At 39.6% G+C, this 14,496-nt stretch carries 16 protein-coding genes; 6 read left to right on the top strand and 10 right to left on the bottom strand.

Translation table 11 applies throughout. The features are described 5' to 3' along the window. Nucleotides 1–23: 23 nt before the first annotated feature. Entirely contained in the window at nt 24–1,505 is a 1,482-nt protein-coding gene (locus DSM106972_RS31875) for a sensor histidine kinase (RefSeq protein ID WP_127084449.1), read from the bottom strand. A gap of 547 nt (nt 1,506–2,052) precedes the next feature. Here DSM106972_RS31875 and DSM106972_RS31870 point away from each other — a divergent pair. Continuing rightward, the gene (locus tag DSM106972_RS31870) at nt 2,053–2,490 is read left to right on the top strand and encodes a BON domain-containing protein (RefSeq protein WP_127084448.1); all 438 of its coding nucleotides are present in this window, start codon (nt 2,053–2,055) and stop codon (nt 2,488–2,490) included. 59 nt (nt 2,491–2,549) lie between these two features. On the opposite strand, the gene DSM106972_RS31865 is transcribed toward DSM106972_RS31870, so the two are convergent. From DSM106972_RS31865 to topA, 7 genes are all read right to left on the bottom strand, one after another. After that, entirely contained in the window at nt 2,550–2,807 is a 258-nt protein-coding gene (locus DSM106972_RS31865; protein WP_127084447.1) for a peptidoglycan-binding domain-containing protein, read from the bottom strand. A gap of 187 nt (nt 2,808–2,994) precedes the next feature. Next, entirely contained in the window at nt 2,995–4,881 is a 1,887-nt protein-coding gene (gene ftsH2 / locus DSM106972_RS31860) for an ATP-dependent zinc metalloprotease FtsH2 (RefSeq protein ID WP_127084446.1), read from the bottom strand. Nucleotides 4,882–5,176: 295 nt separating this feature from the next. Beyond that, nucleotides 5,177–5,656, bottom strand: coding sequence for a hypothetical protein (locus DSM106972_RS31855; RefSeq protein WP_127084445.1), 480 nt, complete (start codon nt 5,654–5,656; stop codon nt 5,177–5,179). Between the two features lie 122 nt (nt 5,657–5,778). Further along, entirely contained in the window at nt 5,779–7,218 is a 1,440-nt protein-coding gene (gene gltX, locus DSM106972_RS31850) for a glutamate--tRNA ligase (RefSeq protein WP_127084444.1), read from the bottom strand. Between the two features lie 50 nt (nt 7,219–7,268). Beyond that, nucleotides 7,269–7,703, bottom strand: a complete 435-nt coding sequence (locus DSM106972_RS31845) for a hypothetical protein (protein WP_127084443.1) — start codon at nt 7,701–7,703, stop codon at nt 7,269–7,271. A 237-nt stretch (nt 7,704–7,940) separates the two neighbouring features. Further along, entirely contained in the window at nt 7,941–8,636 is a 696-nt protein-coding gene (locus DSM106972_RS31840) for a GDSL-type esterase/lipase family protein (protein ID WP_127084442.1), read from the bottom strand. 334 nt (nt 8,637–8,970) lie between these two features. Then, nucleotides 8,971–11,448, bottom strand: coding sequence for a type I DNA topoisomerase (topA, locus tag DSM106972_RS31835; RefSeq protein WP_233787044.1), 2,478 nt, complete (start codon nt 11,446–11,448; stop codon nt 8,971–8,973). Between the two features lie 163 nt (nt 11,449–11,611). Between topA and DSM106972_RS51640 the strand changes: the two genes are divergently transcribed. The 3 genes from DSM106972_RS51640 to DSM106972_RS31825 are packed head-to-tail and all read left to right on the top strand — an operon-like array spanning nt 11,612 to nt 12,531. Next, the gene (locus DSM106972_RS51640; RefSeq protein WP_158632908.1) at nt 11,612–11,761 is read left to right on the top strand and encodes a hypothetical protein; all 150 of its coding nucleotides are present in this window, start codon (nt 11,612–11,614) and stop codon (nt 11,759–11,761) included. A 24-nt stretch (nt 11,762–11,785) separates the two neighbouring features. Beyond that, entirely contained in the window at nt 11,786–12,202 is a 417-nt protein-coding gene (locus tag DSM106972_RS31830) for a XisH family protein (protein WP_127084441.1), read from the top strand. Continuing rightward, on the top strand, nt 12,190–12,531 hold the full coding sequence (locus DSM106972_RS31825; protein ID WP_073618585.1) for a XisI protein: 342 nt from the start codon (nt 12,190–12,192) through the stop codon (nt 12,529–12,531). Before DSM106972_RS31830 ends, DSM106972_RS31825 begins: the two co-directional genes overlap by 13 nt. A 433-nt stretch (nt 12,532–12,964) precedes the next feature. On the opposite strand, the gene DSM106972_RS31815 is transcribed toward DSM106972_RS31825, so the two are convergent. Together DSM106972_RS31815 and DSM106972_RS31810 are read right to left on the bottom strand one after the other, a co-directional pair. Beyond that, nucleotides 12,965–13,441 carry a type II toxin-antitoxin system YhaV family toxin gene (locus tag DSM106972_RS31815; RefSeq protein WP_127084440.1) on the bottom strand — a complete coding sequence of 159 codons (477 nt, stop codon included), beginning with the start codon at nt 13,439–13,441 and terminating at the stop codon, nt 12,965–12,967. After that, nucleotides 13,419–13,745, bottom strand: a complete 327-nt coding sequence (locus DSM106972_RS31810) for a hypothetical protein (RefSeq protein WP_127084439.1) — start codon at nt 13,743–13,745, stop codon at nt 13,419–13,421. The genes DSM106972_RS31815 and DSM106972_RS31810 overlap by 23 nt, the downstream gene beginning before the upstream one ends. A 19-nt stretch (nt 13,746–13,764) precedes the next feature. Here DSM106972_RS31810 and DSM106972_RS31805 point away from each other — a divergent pair, with 19 nt between their 5' ends. After that, entirely contained in the window at nt 13,765–13,989 is a 225-nt protein-coding gene (locus DSM106972_RS31805) for a hypothetical protein (RefSeq protein ID WP_127084438.1), read from the top strand. Between the two features lie 3 nt (nt 13,990–13,992). Continuing rightward, entirely contained in the window at nt 13,993–14,268 is a 276-nt protein-coding gene (locus DSM106972_RS31800) for a pentapeptide repeat-containing protein (RefSeq protein WP_127084437.1), read from the top strand. The last annotated feature ends 228 nt before the right edge of the window (nt 14,269–14,496 follow it).

Raw genomic sequence — 14,496 nt, 5'->3', positions numbered from 1 at the left:
AGTTCTCATCAGAAACCTGGTTTCTATTTCGATACCAAAAACCCGCTTTCTGGCTCATTAACAGCTTCTAATGGTAAGAAAATAGTCATAACTTCACCATGTTTAGGACGCTGACGTACAATTAACTTACCGCCAATAGCTTGAAACAAATGCTTTGTCGCTGCCAAATTTAAACTGATGGTTCCAGTTTCTGGTTGAAACATTAGCAACTGACCGATAGCTTTGCGAATTGGTGGTGTACATTCATGTTTGTTAGCATTTGTATCATCACCTTGTAACAAAGGCAGCAGTTGTAACTTAAGCTGGTTGCCAGCAGTGACAAATTGCACTTGAAGTTGACTACCAGATGGTAAATTTCGAGCAAAGTTCTCAATCAAATTGGTGAGAACTCTATCCAACATATTAGGGTTACTTATAACTGTTGGTAGCTTTTGCGGTAGAACTACATTTAAATTTAAATTACGACGGCTTGCTGCTTGTTGCCAACGAGGAATACTTTCTTGTAATACTTGCTCTAAACACATTGGTGTTAACTGTGTCCCGGAATTACCCGACGTATTAGATGTTTCTAATTCCGCTGCTCTAAACAATAACTCCATCCTGTCAATTTGCTCTGTACACTCTGCATCTATCATCTGTAATCGCTTAATGACATTCGCTGGCAAATCTTTATATTTAAGTAATAACCGTGTCATTGTACGAATAGTTGCTAAAGGAGTACGAACTTCGTGAGCAAAAGCTTGGAGAAGTTCCACGTCAGAACGGTATGAGCTAGCTGAGGAAATTGGGATGTGATGAGATTGATTTCCATCGCTTTCTACAACTAGCGAATCATCTTTATCATTAGTAGAAGCTGATTTTATATCTTTGTTTTCTGAAAACTCTGTTAAAACCAATTGGCTAAACTGTGTTACTACCCGAAAATCAGGCGCCACTTCTCCATACTTTTGTACTAAAGAAGCTAAATTAGCGAATTCATCAGGGTTGACCAACATTATACGCGCACCTAAAGCTTTCCAAGCTTGTTGTACAACTTCGGGGTCAAACGAAAATGAAAATAATCTATTACCATTTTCATCTTCACCCAAAACCAGCACTAGTTGAAAGGCATTTGTAAACACTAAGCAAAATTGTTCTGAACCTAATGGGTCTTGTGCAAGTAACGGTAGTACAGGTTCAGATGGATGCGAACTAAATTCTGGTACCTTTACAGTAGGCATCTGAAACGGCATTAATGCTAACGGGTTAAATGGCTTTGCTGTAAAAGTAATTGTTTGAAGATTCTGGGTTAGTTCAAGCTGGCTAAAAAGCGGTGCAGGTGCAGCTAAAACTAAGCCTTGAGTGTTATCGTTAATACTATTGCCGAGTGTATTTAACAGTAATTTTTCGGTTGCTGCTAAACTCAGGCGCCATTGGCTTTCCGCTTTTGCAGAGCAAGCAGGCGCCATAGGTGTTTGGTTGGCGGCTAAAATATCACTCAGGCTTGGCAGAATCCATTTATACACAATTTTTCACCCCTTCAGAGAGAGCGCGATATCAATAGGTTTGATAAGCATACACAACTACTACGAGGTTATATGCATTTGCGTCTGTATGAAAGTCGTAGAACCGAACATGCAAAGGGCAATTTCCGCGCAAATACCTTTATCCGTAATTAAAACTCGTACTTGTTCAAATTGTACATCAGTAAATAATCTTGTGGAACAGGCATCCTTGCCTGTTCTTTATACAAAGGCGGGCAAGGATGCCCGCTCCACAAGAGGGTAATGTAATATAAAATACTTATTTTAAAATTAAACTACTAATTGACTAATAAAAGCATTGCAATAAAATAGTTCAGTTAAAGCGCGTCTAGAGATAGCAGATTTTCTTAAATTTGTTACTATCTATTCACCATTGATAAAGATATTTAACAGTTTAGTACTCAGTTATTTGAGTGCTTGACTAAAATGCCTTTGCCATTTCACATTTAATTTTGTTTTAAGATTTGCTCCTCAGCACCGCACACCCAATTAACTAATCGCTGTTCATTACTCAAAAGCGGAGATAGAAATGAAAAAGATAATCCCATTTTTAGTTAGCGGTATTTTGATGGTTGGTGCCGTAGCTTGCCAACAAGATGCCTCGAAAACTTCAGACGCAGGCACTACTAACGAAGCTCCTGCAACCACTGCAAAAGAAGCAACTTCCAAAACTGCTACAGACACAGCTACTAAAGCAACTAATGCTGCTAAAAGTACTACCGATGGCGCCAAGACAGCAGTAACGGGAGCAGGTGGAGTAAAAACCATCGTTAAAAACCGTTTAGAAGAAAAGTTTCCTGGCAGCAAACTATCTGTAGAAGAGAAAGAAGGTGTACTAACAGTTAAAGGTACTGTACCTGATCAAGCAACCCTCAATAAAATTGAGCCTGCTGTAAAAGAGTACAAATTCCAAGGTGTTAAAACCGTTAAGGTTGAAGCTACTGTTGCTGGTCAGAAAGCACAATAATTAGTTTCAAATTATGGGACTTACTGATACGTGTAAGTCCTATTTTTTAATAAGTTAGTTCATCGAGTTAATTCACGCCAAGTAATGGCACCTACTATTCCATCGATAGTTAAACCACGTCGAGCTTGAAAAGCTTTAACTGCACTTTCTGTTATGGCGCCAAACGAGCCATCAATAGTAACAGGATAGCCATTAGAGCGTAATAGCCTTTGCAATACTCTAACAGACTCACCCGAATTGCCGAAACGTAAATTAGGTAGCCCATTAGTGTTGGCTAGTAATCGCATAGTTGGTTGTTGAGATTCTGAGGTTTCCATATTAAATCCTTTATAAAATCTTAATGCGTGTAGTTTCAACCGTATTGCTTTGGCTTTATTGCTTACTCACAAGTTAATTACCTGCTATAGAAACTACAAACATGATTTATATAAATACGGAAATAAAACAAAGAAACCAGGTTTATTCAAGAAACCTGGTTTCTAATAGAATCTCAACTTGTAATAATTACAACTGAGGTACAAACTGTAGTTTTTCGGGTACTTCAGCGTATTCTGCTACAATTTGACGGAATTCTTCACCGTCAATAGTTTCTTTTTCGATAAGCAAATCTACTAAACGGTCACACGCAGTACGCTGTTCGCGCATAATTTTCTTCGCGTTTGCGTAGCACTCATCAACAATAGTATGTACTTGTGCATCAATACGCGCTGCAATTGATTCAGAATACTCTGAGCGTGTTGTCCAGTCACGACCAAGGAAAACTTCACCTTGTTGACTTTCTAAGCAAAGAGGTCCTAATTCGGACATTCCGAACCTTGTTACCATTTGACGTGCCATTCCAGTTACCTGCTGCAAGTCATTTCCGGCGCCAGTAGTTACTTCTGCGCTGCCAAATATAACTTCTTCAGCGGCACGACCACCTAATGCTCCAGTAATTCTTGCACGTAGTTGGGCACGAGTTATTAAGCCCATTTCTTCGTTAGGAGTAAACCAGGTTAAACCTTGAGCTTGTCCACGTGGAATTAAGGTAACTTTTTGTACAGGGTCATGGTCTTTGAGCAGGGTACCAATGAGCGCATGTCCAATTTCATGGTAAGCAATTAATCTCTTGCTCTTGCCATCTACTAACGGTGTACCTTCCATACCCGCAACAACACGGTCAACTGCATCATCAATTTCTAAAAGTGTGATGGCATCTTTACGACGACGAGCAGTCAAAATTGCAGCTTCGTTGAGCAAGTTCGCCAAGTCGGCGCCTGTAAAACCAGGTGTGCGACGTGCAATAGTTTCTAATGAAACACTTGCATCCAACTTCTTGTTACGTGCGTGTACTTTTAATACTTCTAAACGGCCTTTAATATCTGGTGCATCAACTGTTACCTGACGGTCGAAGCGTCCAGGACGTAATAACGCAGCATCAAGGACATCAGGACGGTTGGTAGCAGCAATAATAATGATGCCTGTGTTACCTTCAAAACCATCCATCTCGGTGAGCAACTGGTTAAGAGTTTGTTCACGTTCATCATTACCACCACCAATACCTGCACCACGTTGACGACCTACTGCGTCAATTTCATCGATGAAGATAATACAAGGTGCATTGTCTTTGGCTTTTTTGAATAAATCGCGAACGCGCGAAGCACCCACACCAACAAACATTTCTACAAATTCTGAACCTGAAATACTAAAGAACGGTACACCCGCTTCACCAGCAATTGCTTTCGCGAGCAATGTTTTACCTGTTCCTGGAGGACCAACTAAAAGTACTCCTTTAGGAATACGGGCACCAACAGCAGTAAATTTCTCAGGTTGTTTCAAGAAAGTAACAACTTCTTGAAGTTCTTCTTTAGCTTCTTCAATACCAGCTACATCATCAAACTTAACGCCTGTTTTAGCTTCCATCGAAAATCTTGCTTTCGACTTACCAAAATTCATAGCTTGACCGGGGCCACCAGGAAGATTGCTCGAACGTCGGAACAAAAAGAATAATCCCGTAATCAATAGTACTGGGAAAATCAAATTGCCCAACAATCCCCAAATAGCTCCATCATTCCGTACTGGATGAGCATCAAAGTTAATATTTTTTTCTTTGAGCTTGCTTATTAGCTCTGGTGCGCTTGCAGGTAAATCAACTCGTACCCGTTGAACACGATTATCAAGTGCTGGGTCAAAAGCCTCAACAATCGCAGTTCTACCACCTTCATAAAAATCAACACTCGATACCCGATTCGCATCCAAATATTCTAGAAAGCGACCGTAGGTCATGCGTGTACCGGCTGTATTTTTGGTCATTTCAGCCGGAGCGCTTGCAAATGCTCCTTGCCAAAAGAAAAAGCCAATAACTAAAGCGGGTAGTGTCCAGAGTAGCAGTACTCTCCAGGAAAATTTCATTTTAACTTGTCGTTCCTCTTTGCAATACAACTTCGATGGCTCAAGCAACCGCGCTATACACTCGGTTACGAATCGCGCTTAAACGGATGTTTCTTAATCCATTATGTTTAATTTGGATGCGTGACGAGGCTGTGATAACACGACGCTCGTGTTACGACATTACCGTAACGTCAACACGAATCTTAATTAAATTTAACTTAATTCTTATTTATTTTACTAGACATTACTCAAAGATGGTGACTAGATTCCCGACTACGACAACTAAAAGTCGGGAATCACACCATCTACAACTCACTTACTTAGTTTCTGTAATTTGTAACGTATAAGGAATGTAACTATTTTTTCGGTAAGAACCAATCCAGACGTTATAGGTTCCGGGTAGCCATGCACCTACAATACCGGGGTTTTTGCCATCTAAATCATCGTTACACCAGGCGCCACCGGGACCTTTGACTATTAAAGTTGTATCAGCAGGACTTTCGACTCGTAGCTTTAAATATTCAAATCGATTTTTTAGTTCAATAGTATGGTCTGGTTTCTCATCAAAAAAGCCAGCACACGGACCAGTTGGTGTGTCTGGTGAGTTTGTGATGCGTCTTCCGGCAACATCTCCACCACTCATTCCCCTTACTGTTACTGGGTCTGGCCCAAATTTTTGCCCTATAGTCACATCACCAAATATAGGCGCCTCTTGTGCGCGTACATGAGTATTAATTACCGAGGTGACAGCGACGGTTACTAACAAAAATGATAGTTTAAAAGTTTTATTTAACACGGCATTAGAAGTTTAATTGCATAGTACTCTAAGTGTGATAGATGACATCTATGCTACGTGCAAAGTTCCAGATGAAGAGTAATTTGCTACCAAATGTAGGGTGGGCACTGCCCACCCTACTACTAGCTGATTAGTTGCAGTGCAGTTTTTATACGTGACACATCGGCGCCATTTTGGTGAAGTAATAACCATGATTGTACCAAGTCTGGCCCGTGGGTTTCTCCTGTCAGAGATGCACGGACGGCTTTCATGACCGCAGGTTTTTTAAGGTTAGTAGCTCTCATTACCTGTTTAATAATGTCTTGCACTGAATTTTCGGCAAGTTCTTGTGTATTATCTAGTGCTGTTAGTACAAATTCCAAAGCATTTTTAGAACCTTCTTGTTGTAATTGAGCTTTTGCTTCTTCGTTATATTCAATGTCATTAAAGAAGGGTTTGCTAATTTCTACTGCATCAGTCAAGCGCGTTAAACTGGCGCCTATTAACGCGGTGAGTTTCTCTAGCCATTCTTGAGGGCGCCCTTTAACATCATAACCAGCCTCTTCCCAATATGGAATTAGCATAGGAATTAACTTAAGAGTAGGCATTGCGTGAATATACTGACTATTAATCCAATCTAACTTTGCCCAGTCAAATTTGGCGCCAGCTTTATTAACTCGTTCAAAGCTAAATTGTTTAGCAGCTTCTTCTAAAGTAAATATTTCTTGCGTTGAATCAACAGGAGACCAACCAAGTAACGTCATATAGTTAACTAACGCTTCAGCGACAAAACCCATCTTCTTAAAGTCAAAAATTGACGTTACACCGTCGCGCTTCGATAATTTACGCCCTTCTTGGTTCAAAATGAGGGGTGTATGAGAAAATTCTGGAACGGGGCAAGAGAAAGCTTCGTATAACAAAATTTGCTTGGCAGTATTAGCAATGTGGTCTTCACCACGAATAACATGGGTAATTTGCATATCCATGTCATCAACAACCACAGCAAAATTATAAAGTGGTTGTCCCACTCCATCATCTGCTGCGCGTGCAATTACCATATCACCTCCCAAGTCGCTTCCTTTCCATACAACTTGATCGCGCACTAAATCATTCCATGTAATTTCTCGGTCGTCATCGATTTTAAAGCGAATTACAAAGCTGCGTCCTTCGGCTTTAAATGCATCTTCTTGATCAGGTGTTAAATTACGGTGACGGTTATCATAACGAGGCGCCTCATTTTTGGCTTTTTGAAGTTCGCGCAATGTATCAAGTTCATCGGAAGTTGTATAGCAGCGATAAGCTAAACCCTTGTCTAATAACTTTTGTACTGCCTCTTTATATAAATCTAAACGCTTCGATTGAAAGAAAGGACCTTCATCCCAATTCAACCCTAACCAGCGCAAACCCTCGAAAATATTTTCTGTAAATTCGTCTTTTGAGCGTTCTTCGTCAGTATCTTCGATTCGCAGAATAAATTTACCATCGAGATGACGTGCGAATAACCAGTTAAATATACCAGTCCTTGCTGTACCAATATGTAAATTTCCAGTCGGACTGGGTGCAAGACGAACTCTTACTGTCATAATAAATTCTCTCTTAAATTAATTGTGGGGAGGCAAAACTTATTATATAGTTAGAGCCACTGTCCGCCACGAAACCGCCAACGTACAAAAATAATCCGCATTAAGCTTTGCGAAGCGATAAACACTGCTAACCATACAGCGCTATAATGCAGCAAAAACATTCCTGGGTCTAATTGCTCTTTAGGTATAGGAATTGGCAGAAACCCAAATAGTTTTGCTCCACAGAAAACAAACACCATTTCCCATATTCCCGCTATTAACTGGTATGCTGCGGGCCAGTCTCTATCCCACCGATACTTTTGTATTTGGTCATAGACAACATCCCAAATAATCCCAAAAACAGCGACATAACCTAGTATCCAGAAATATATCGACCCTGGACTGGCGCCGATTATACCTGCTACAAAAGGTAACGAGACAATAACACCAACCGTTGCGAGTAATAATAAGCGAGTTTGCCAGCGACCAAATAAAGTAGGAGTCATAATAATCGTAGGGGCGGGTTAACCAACCATTCTCATATTTACCAAAATATAACTAAACCCGCCCATATAGGGATTAGGTTCAGAAAAGATTTCCGATTCGGCAAAGGTGCCGTTGCAGGGGCGGGTTTAAATAGATTTTTCGTTAATAATTGGGATGTTGGTTAACCCGCCCGTACAGGAGTTTGGTTCTAGCATTGTAAATAGCTGAATTTAGTATATAGGTATTATCAGGACTTTTCACTTCTTGAGTGGTTCCCAATTTATAACCTGTTCTAACAAAGTTTTATAGCCTAGAGTGTTGGGATGTAACCCATCTTCACCAATACGCTCTTTAATCCACTCTTGACCGTGTACCATCCAAGTGTCGAAAATATCAAGATAAGGTATTTCTTTATCTACACAAGCTCTACGGGTTGCTTCTTTATAACGATACTGGTCGGCATGGTTATAGTATAAACAATCTAAAAAAGGCATTTTACTTTCATTAACAGGCGCCATTCCGACAAAAAACACAGGACATAACCGTTGTGCTTGTTCAAGTAATGTAGTGATTTCAAGCTCAAAGCGGTCAAAGTCCGTATAGTTTTTACCATCAATACGACCAACACGTGCGGAGTCATTAACCCCTACAGAAAGAATAATCAAATCAGGAACACGATTTCGCAACTCTCCACGATGGCGAAACTCAACTTCTAAACGTTGGGCAACTTGCATCGTTCTATCACCCCGCACTCCCAGGTTATACAATACATGACCCGGACTATCTGGTAACATCCAAGTGCGGCGTAATCTTTCCACCCAACCACCGCCTTCAGGGTCGCCAAAACCATATATTAAACTATCCCCTAGCGCGACAATCTTTTTCGGTTGAGTTTGAGGTTTAGCTGGTCGAAACGACAATTGCATTGGGGAAGGTGTTAAGAAAGTTTGCATCTTAAATATTTTAAGTTTTTATCTCTTCAAAATACTATACATTTCTACACCATTCACCAACACATCCCTCCAAAAACCCAAAAAACCTCGTCGTAATAGTAACTTTAGTTACTTCTTCCTCCCAACTCTAAGTAATATTCTCCTCCGGAGACACCCCGTGAACGCAAAAAACGCGCAAATAAATAGCCCGGTGGTTAGCCGAGCCGCAACGAAGGTCACTAAGTATGTGAGGTGATTGCAATGTCTGTATTATTGCCATAAGTATTATTTACAGTCATGTACCGTGCGCTACAATAATTATTTCTTTACATTTTGATAAAAATCCCTCCTCAAACTATTTATTATCAGCTTTAGTAGATTTCAACTCACCAAACTTAGGACTCCACCATCCCTTAGCCGTATTAAAATAAGCTGCATCTTTGTGCTTACTATCATTCCGCGACTCTGGGTTAGAACACCGCAGCATCGTTTTATTTTGTCCGTCTTTTGTATAGCTGTACTCTTCGAGTGGTTTTTTGCAAACTGGACAGGGATATTTAGTAACTTTACCTGTAGTGGGTGTTTTAGTAGTTTTGGCTTTTGAGGCGCCATCTGATGAGTTCGATTCCGACTTCAACTCACCAAACTTAGGACTCCACCATCCGCTCGCTGTATTAAAATAAGCTACATCTTTGTGTTTACTATCATTCTGCGAATCTGGATTAGAACAGCGCAGCATTGTTTTATCTTGCCCGTCCTTCGTATAACTGTACTCTTCCAAAGGTTTTTTGCAAACAGGACAAGGAAATTTTGTTAAGTTAGCAGCTTTAGCTGGTGATTTTTGAGATTTTGCCGCAGTTTTGGTGCCACTATCTGTTTTTGCAGTTTCAGCATTAGATGAGCGAGGCGCCTCCCATGATTTGCTATAATCGCTCCAAAATAAAACTACATTGTCGCATCCGCTTACACACTTGAGAAAATATTTTTTCTTAACTTTACTGCTGGGTATTTTGGCTAAGTTGTTTTTGCACTCAGGACACTTGCTGCGAGAAGTTTCATAATTACGTTGAGTTGTACTACCAGCATTCTTTACATTAGATACAGTAATAGGTACTGTTTTAGCTTTTGCAATAGCTGGGGCAAAATAATTTTGATTCCAGTCGATGAGGTAACGCTGCCAAGCTTGTTTACCCGAAGCTATTGTGTCTAGCACATCTTCCATTTTGGCGGTAAACTCGGTTTCTAATAAATCTGGTAATGCTTTTTGTAAAAAATCATCGACTTCTAACCCTAGTGTTGTGGGGTGTAATATATCTTTGGCTAACTCTATATAAGTGCGTTTTTTGAGAGTGGCAATCGTAGGAGAATATGTACTTGGGCGCCCGATACCTTTACGCTCCATTAATTGCACTAACTTGGGTTCGGTATAACGTGGTGGTGGTTGAGTTTTTTTCTTTTCGTGACCTGCGTCTTCTAAAGTTAATTGTTGCCCTTGCTGTAAATTGGGTAAAAGTGTATCTTTACTTAAGTTCGACCAGTAACGTGCGTAACCGAGAAATTCAACGACTTGACCTCTCGCTTGCCATAAAATATCACCCGACTGTGTAATAATCAGGGTTTTTCGTAGTTGAGCAGCAGAACACTGCGAAGCTATCGCGCGTTTCCATATCATTACATACAAGCTAAATTCATCATTAGTTACTTCTAGCCGTATCTGTGCTGAAGGTTTAAATACATCTGTAGGACGAATAGCTTCGTGACCTTCTTGAGCAGTTTTACTACTACGGTGTTTAGCTGTGTTCTTAGGAACGTTTTGCGGGTCGTTCTGCTGTAACCATTTACGTGCGCTATCGCAAAACTCAGGACTTAACATCACAGAGTCAGTCCGCATGTAAGTAATTAAACCTGCTTCATACAACTTTTGTGCGACCTGCATAGTTTTGTCAGGAGAAAATTTCAACCTTGAACCAGCAGCTTGTTGTAGCGACGAAGTAATAAACGCTGGAGGGGGTTGACGATAATTAAGTTTTCCTTCGTATTGAACGACATGATGAGGATGACGTTTTGCTTCTTCAACTAAACGGTCTGCTTCTTGTTCCGAAAGAACGCGCGTTGATTCAGGCACCTGTGTATCATTTTTAGTAGCAGCGTCATCGTTTACATCTTCTTGGTTAGCAGGCGCCTCGGTTTGAGTATTTAATAAAGCTTTATAAAAAGCTCTAAACCCCTCAGCATAGTCAACCCATACACTCCAATAATCTTGGGGTACAAACGTTTGGATTTCCCTTTCGCGTTGACATATTAAATGTAAAGTGGCACTTTGGACTCTACCGACACTTTTGGCGCCATTATTCAATGCCCAAACTAAAGGACTTCCTTTATAACCAACTAACTTATCTAAACAATCGCGACACAAACCGGCGCCAATTAAATTTAAATCAAGCTTTCTCGGATTTGCAATAGCCGCACGCACAGCAGCTTCGGTAATTTCTGTATATACGACACGTTTCGGTTCTCTAAGTCCCAAAGCTTCTTTAAGGTGCCAAGCAATAGTTTCACCCTCTCTATCTGGGTCAGTAGCTAAAACAACTTCCTGCACCTGGGAACAAGCAGCTTTTAATTTTTGTATCGTTTCCTTCGCTTGATGGTCGCGCGCAATATAACGACACTTAACATGATTGTCATCCATAGTAAAACCCAGCGAATCCTCACCTTCATCGCTAAGTTGCCGAATATGACCACAACTCGCGCGAACTATCCAGTCGGCGCCGAGTATTTGACTAAGCTTTTTGACTTTACCAGGAGATTCTACAACTAGAAGGCGTTTTGGCATAAACCTGACAGCAAAGATGCAATATTCGACCAAACCGTAGAGACGTTACATGTAACGTCTCTACATGTTATCTATATATAGTACAGGTGTCTAAAATTTTGTTATTTTTGAAGAAATATTTAATTTTCGTTTGGTACATAAAAACTGTAGGGTGCGTGATGCCATGAAAGAAATGAACGAAGCGATAAGACATGTAGCGTCACGCACCAGCAAATACATCATATATCCTACTTGTACAAAGTTCCATCAAGATTGGCGCCGACAAAGAGTCAAGATTATAAATCAGCCTTTAACACAAGAATATGATTTATGATAGTAAGTTAGTATTCAAAGAATAATGGCGGCTAAAGATTTATTTTACGATGCAGTCAAGCAAGCGCTTTTAAAAGAACAGTGGGTCATAACAGGAGACCCGCTAATAATCAAAATTGAAAAAGTTAGACTAGAGATTGATTTAGCTGCTGACAAAGTTGTTGCTGCTGAAAGAGCAGGACAAAAAATAGCAGTTGAAATTAAAAGTTTCTTAAATACTTCCGCGATAACAGATTTCCATGCAGCCTTGGGGCAATTTTTAAACTATCGTTTGGGTTTACAAATGACTGAATCCGAAAGACTATTATATTTAGCTGTCCCTATTGATACATATAATACTTTCTTTCAGCAATTGTTTATTCAGGAAGCTATAAAAGTTCATCAAGTTAAACTTTTAGTTTATGACCCAGTTAAGGAGGTAATTGTCGAATGGAGAAATTAGAAAAATATAGACAAGTAATTCGTCAGTTATTAACTAAAATTGCTGCCGTAGGTTACAGTGAACCAAATTCAGATGTAGAATGCCAGTTTATATGTGATACACAAAATGACCATTATCAACTCTTAGATATTGGTTGGGAAGGGTTTAATCGTATTTATAACTGCTTTATCCATATAGATATTAAAGATGGAAAAATTTGGATTCAGCAAAATATGACGGAAGATGATTTAGCAGATGAATTGGTCAAGATGGGTGTAGAGAAAGAAGACATTATCCTAGGATTACATGCACCATACAAGCGTCCGTATACAGGTTATGGAGTAGCGTAAAGTTTGTTTATATTATTCAAAGGAAACAGAAAGCAAAGAGCTAACTGTTTCCTTTTAGCGATTAATACATTATATATCCTGCTCGTAGAAAACCTCATCAAGATTAGCACCTTCAAAATTAGTTCCTTCTATCACCTTCCAGATGTATTGATAAAAGCTCGCATAGCGGCAAAAATGAGCCAGAAGGAACTAGCTGATATTTTAGATATCGAAGAAGAACGAATCAAAGAGTGTGAAAGTAAAGATTATCAATGTGCTAGTTTTATATAAATTCTAGATGTGAGTACCGCATTAGGCGTAGAATTTAAAAATGCATTTGTAGAAGTTGATTTTGAGGAAATAGAAGAACTTAAAATAATTGCTGGAAAACAGCAAGCAAAGAAGAATATAACAGCTAAAACTTCAGAAACATCAATTAAATTAAGATTATACCTTATTTGTTTTGATTTATATCAGTTTCTGGTACTAATTCATCCAAACTATCTGGAAATGTTCCTTGCTCTACCATCCTAGTAAACACCTCGTAACAATCATCTTTGGCGCCCTCCTTACGAGGAAACCCTAGCCACAAAATGACAATTGCTTTCAGTTCTGGGGTGTCAAACACTCGAAAAAACAGGCGGTATCTTGAAGGTAAACCCATCTTTTTTAGGCGGCAGTATCGTTTTAAAGCCCCTGTTAATGTAAAATAACTCGCTCTTGGGTCAGCCGAAATTTTAGTTTCAATTGCAACTGTAATTGCTGCGAATAACTTGACTGCTGCGTGGGTTTTATATTCAGCTTCTGGTAATTTTTCACGTAAACTAGAAACACGGTCAAACAATTCTTGATACTGAGTGCCAAATAATTGCGGGTGAAAATAAACCTCCCAACCGTTACTGACAAAGTTAGCTATCTTCTTCTGACTCATCTTCCAATTCCACACCGTCAATTAATTCATGAGCAGCTTCAGACATCTCAATTGTATAAGGTTGCAACGTATTATTTTTGAGAGCTTCTGTCATCGCAAAATCTAAAAAAAGCCGCATCATCACCGAATCTTCTTCATCATCGTCACGCGGAACTATCCGCACAATTGCCGTATCGGGAGATAATACCTCTATCCAACCGTCTGCGTTAGCAAACTGAGGATGCTCTCGATAAAACTCCGCAGGTAGACGAAACCCCGCACTATTACCGATTTTTGTACTACGAATGCTGTAAGAGTTGCTCATGTTTACTTGTATGTACATAATGTACTTACATAATATCTTATATACACCTTGGGGAGGAGTACAACTTGATTTGGCGCCTCATCCTTGGGAATCAAATGTAGAAACTTTAAGCAGCAACCAGCTTTCTGTAATGAAACATTTAGAGCCTTCAGGCATATTCGGCGATTATACAAAATTTCTTGAATACAAGCCAGGAGCAAACTGGAAGCCTATCTTACATCAAACATCGCCCTTAAAAGTATAAGCTATGAGTGTATCTTCTGTATTGGATTTGTTACATTCGGCTATCAGCAAACAGCAAATTGTTGAAGGTATAAATTTGTCAGGATTAGATTTACGTCAAGTTGATTTGACAGGACTTACCGCACAAAAATTACTAGCTATTGGTACACGTCTTGACTATGCCCTACTGACAGAAACACAATTGATTGAAGCGGATTTTACGGAGGCAAATCTGGATGGTTCTCACTTGGCTTCCAATACTGCTCGGTTAAGGCGATTGCGAAACGTGAAACCCCCGTAGAGACGTGACATGTCACATCTTTACATACGTTAACCGAGCAGTATTGACTTATCTTCTAATTCGTTATAAATGTACTGTATCACTCAACAAAGTTTACAAAAGTTATAATTTATTCTGACTAAAAAGCTGTTTCTTTTGTCACAGTAGAAAATAGAGGCTTATAAGTAAAAAAAAAATTAATTTTTATTAATATTTGTTGCTAATTGCTCCCTTTTATTTCACTTTTTG

The organism is Dulcicalothrix desertica PCC 7102, assembly GCF_003991905.1.
GTDB lineage: Bacteria > Cyanobacteriota > Cyanobacteriia > Cyanobacteriales > Nostocaceae > Dulcicalothrix > Dulcicalothrix desertica.
Note: the sequence above shows the minus strand (reverse complement) of the source record. Positions and strands in the feature narration are given on the sequence as shown.